Genomic DNA, 4104 nt, shown 5'->3' with positions numbered 1-4104 from the left:
GGCGGGCGCCTGCGCCGGCTGGGCGGTGGGGGCCGGCGGAGCGGCCGGCGCCTGGCCGGGCCGCGAGCGCCACTGCGGCGCCGGAACCGTGGTGGTCGCCGTCGTGGTCTCGGTGTCGTCCTCGGTGTCGCCCTTGCCGAGCTTGCCGAGATCGCCGATCGACAGGCCCTTGAGGTCCTTCCAGCCGATCCCGGGCAGGTCGATGCGCTGGCCCTCGCGGGCGCCGCGCTCGCGCCAGGTCACGGTGCCGCACAGCTTGTCGCGACAGCGCTCGTCGAAGTCGACCCGAACCGTGCCGCCGTTGACCGGGACCGAGAAGGAGCCGGCATGGGCGGCGCTGCTCAGGATGACGATGGCGGCGGCTGCGAGACCGAACGTCCTCATGGGATCCTCCCGTCGAAAGGGCCAGCGGCCCGGTGTCGAGAGGGAGGATGCGCCGCCGACGCCGCCACAACCGTGAGGTGGCTCACACAGGCGAAGACGCGGGCGCGGCACGGACGGCCGCGGCACGGACGGGAGCGGCGCCCGCCCCGCTCGCGCTGCGCGCGACGCGGTGGCTCAGAGGCCGCCGACCGGGAGGGCCGGCGCGGTCCGCACGGTGGGACGTTGGAACTCCTCGATCGTGACGCCCGCCTTCGAGACGAGGCTCGCCCAGGACTGCATGTCGAGCTCGATGAACGCCGCGAAGGAGTCGAGCGAGGCCCGCACCGGCTCGGCGCCGGTCGAGGTCAGGTTCTCCTTGAACAGCTTCGAGTCGACGGCCCGGCTCACCGCATTGGCGAGCTCGCGCTGAATCTCGGTCGGGGTTCCGCGCGGGGCCATCAGGCCGAACCAGAGATTGACGTCGATGCCGGCGAGACCGGCCTCGCCCAGGGTCGGCAGGTTCGGCGCCACCGGGCTGCGCCGGGCGCCCGTGGTGGCGAGCGAGACGATGCGCCGGTCGGTGGCGATGCCCGAGATGGTCGGAAGCGGCGCGAACAGCACCGGAAGCCGGCCGGCGACGACGTCGGCCGCCGCCTCGTGGGTCCCGGCATAGGGCACGTGGTCCATGGCGACGCCGCTCGCCGCCTTGAACAGCTCGGCCGCGAGCTGCGGACCGGTGCCGAGGCCGGACGAGCCGTAGCGCAGCACGCCGGGCCGCGCCTTGGCGTAGGCGATCAGCTCCTGCACCGAGGAGACGCCGAGGCCGCGATTGACCACCAGCACGGTCGGCACCCGCGCCAGCATGGCGATCGGCGCGAAGGCGTGCGGGAACGCGAAGGGCTGCTCCGGGATGATCGCCGCATTGGCCGACTGGGCGTTGCTGGCGAGGAACAGGGTGTAGCCGTCCGGCTCGGCCCGCGCCGCCGCGGCGGCCGCATCGTTGCTCGCGTGACCCGGAATGTTGTCGACCACGAAGCGCTGGTTGAAATACTCGGTCAGCTTGTCGGCGTAGATGCGGGCCAGAATGTCGGTGGTCGAGCCGGCCGGGAAGCCGACCACGATGTGGACCGGACGGGTGGGATAGATCTGGGCCTCGGACACGCTCGCGGCGGCTCCGGTGAGGAGCGCGACGACGACCCAAGCGAGCATTCGGCGTAACACGGCGGTCTCCCGTCGCGGGCCCCGGCGGGGCGCCGCATCGAGGTGCACGCGGGCGCCTCACGCATGTCGGGGAGATCCGGCGGGTGGGAGGGACAGGTCTCCGCCGACACGCGCGGAGCGGCGCAATGCACCGTCCTGTCCAATATTTAGGCTGACATGCGTCGACTTGAATTGGTCGGATCACGTAGACGTGCATGCGTATCAGCGCGGACTGACAGGCGCGGCGCGCCGGTCTGCGTGAACTGGATATTTACGAATCATGAACCATAAGCGCCGGCGTGGCCGGCGCGGGGCGTCGCCTACTCGCGAAACGCCTCCTCGCGGCTCTTGCGGATCGCCGGCAGCGCCACCGCGACGAGCAACGCGACGGCCGCGAGAAGGAAGCCGAGGCTGAGCGGCCGGGTGACGAAGATGCTCCAGTCGCCCCCCGACAGCACCATGGCGCGCCGAAAGTTCTCCTCCAACATCGGCCCGAGCACCAGGCCGAGCAGCAGCGGCGCCGGCTCGCAGTCGAGCTTGCGGAACACGTAGCCGACGACGCCGAAGGCGGTCATGATCAGCACCTCGGCCGGGCTCGAGTTGAGCGTGTAGGTGCCGATGCAGCAGAACACCAGGATGGTCGGGAACAGGTAGCCGTAGGGCATCTGCAGGAGCTTCACCCACACGCCGATCAGCGGCAGGTTGAGCACCACCAGCATGGCGTTGCCGATCCACATGCTGGCGATCAGCCCCCAGAACAGCACCGGCTGCTTGGTGATGATGTCCGGCCCCGGCGTGATGCCGTGCACCATCATGGCGCCGATCATCAGCGCCATCAGCGCGTTGGGCGGCACGCCGAGGCTCAGCATCGGGATGAAGCAGGCCTGGGCGGCGGCGTTGTTGGCGGTCTCGGGTGCAGCGACGCCCTCGATCGCGCCCTTGCCGAACCGCTCGGGCGTGCGCGAGACCTTCTTCTCCAGGCTGTAGGCCGAGAAGGCCGCGATGGTCGGCCCGCCGCCCGGCAGGATGCCGAAGACCGTGCCCACGATGGTGCCGCGGATCATCGACGGCAGGCAGCGCCAGAGATCGGCGCGCGACGGCAGCACGTCGCGGATGCGGGTCGCGACCGGCCGCGCCGGCTCCTTGCCTTCGAGATTGGTCATGATCTCGGCGAGCCCGAACAAGCCCATCGACAGCGGCACGAAGCCGATGCCGTCGAACAGCACGTCGAGCCCGCCGGTGAGGCGATAGTCGCCGGTCGAGACGTCGGTGCCGACCAGCCCGAACAGTACGCCGAGCACGATCATGCCGACCGCCTTGAGCACCGAGCCGTGCGCCAGCACGACGGCCGAGACGAGGCCGAGCAGCATCACCGAGACGTAGTCGGCCGACTGGAACATCAGCGCGACCGAGGCGAGCGGTGGCCCGGCCACGGCGATCAGCAGCGTCACCACGGTGCCGGCGAACAGCGAGCCGAGCGCCGCGATGGCGAGCGCCGGCCCGGCGCGGCCCTGCTGGGCCATGGCGTGGCCGTCCAAGATGGTGACGACCGAGGAGGTCTCGCCCGGGATCTTCACCAGGATTGCGGTGGTCGAGCCGCCGTACTGCGCCCCGTAGAACACGCCGGCCAGCATGATCAGGGCGCCGACCGGCTGCAGCCAGAACGTCACCGGCAGGATCAGCGCCATGGTGGTGAGCGGCCCGATGCCGGGCAGCACGCCGATCGCCGTGCCGACCACGCAGCCGAACAAGCACAGCCCGAGATTCTGCCAGGTCGCCGCGACCCCGAACCCCATGGCGATGTTGGCGAGGAGATCGGGCATCTCGGCCTCAGACCAGATCCTGGCCGGACATCCGGTGGTCGTTCCGGGGCGCACCGAAGGTGCGAACCCGGAATCCAGCGACGATGTCCGAGCATGTGGCTGGATTCCGGGTCCGCGCGCTGTCGCGCGCGTCCCGGAACGACGGAGACCGTCCCCTCGCGCCCATTGTCACGACCAGGCCGGCCACAGCGGGATCGGCATGCCGAGCGCGAGCACGAAGATGCCGACATTGACGGCGATCAGCACCACCACGAGCCCGGCGAGCCGGAGCGGCGGCAGCATCGGCCCGGCGAGCGCGCCGAGCAGGATGGTGATCGCCAGCGTCGCGACCAGCCCGAGCGGCCGCAGCAGCAGCGCGAAGGCGAGCGCGGCCGCCGTGACGCACAGGAGCGGCCGCCAGTGCCACGCTTCCGGCCGCCCGTCGGGCCACACCAGCGACAGCACGGCGAGCAGGCCGCCGCAGCCGATCGCCAGCATGCAGACGAGCCGCGGAAAGTAGCCGGAGCCCATCGCGTCCGCCGTGCCGATCTCCAGCCCGCGCCCGAGCCACAGCCCGCCGAGCCCGAAGCCGACGAACAGCAGGCCGGCGAGAAGATTCTTGGTCGGTCGCACCAATGCCGTCCCTAACGCGTCACGAGACGCCTTGCCGGGTGGCTCCCCCCACCCCCGACCCCTCCCCGCCACGCCCTGCAGGCGCGGGAGGGAGGGGAGCCGAGCC

General features: G+C 71.2%; 3 protein-coding genes and 1 pseudogene. All 4 read right to left on the bottom strand.

Annotated features, from left to right (window positions below):
- Positions 1-384, bottom strand: a pseudogene (locus CH341_RS29020) (hypothetical protein); the annotation flags it as partial.
- Between the two features lie 174 nt (positions 385-558).
- On the bottom strand, positions 559-1584 hold the full coding sequence (locus CH341_RS29015; protein WP_146604669.1) for a Bug family tripartite tricarboxylate transporter substrate binding protein: 1026 nt from the start codon (positions 1582-1584) through the stop codon (positions 559-561).
- A gap of 299 nt (positions 1585-1883) precedes the next feature.
- On the bottom strand, positions 1884-3386 hold the full coding sequence (locus CH341_RS29010; protein ID WP_111422726.1) for a tripartite tricarboxylate transporter permease: 1503 nt from the start codon (positions 3384-3386) through the stop codon (positions 1884-1886).
- 168 nt (positions 3387-3554) lie between these two features.
- Positions 3555-3998, bottom strand: coding sequence for a tripartite tricarboxylate transporter TctB family protein (locus CH341_RS29005; RefSeq protein ID WP_170149853.1), 444 nt, complete (start codon positions 3996-3998; stop codon positions 3555-3557).
- Between the last annotated feature and the right edge of the window lie 106 nt (positions 3999-4104).

This window comes from Rhodoplanes roseus (assembly GCF_003258865.1).
GTDB lineage: Bacteria > Pseudomonadota > Alphaproteobacteria > Rhizobiales > Xanthobacteraceae > Rhodoplanes > Rhodoplanes roseus.
Note: the sequence above shows the minus strand (reverse complement) of the source record. Positions and strands in the feature narration are given on the sequence as shown.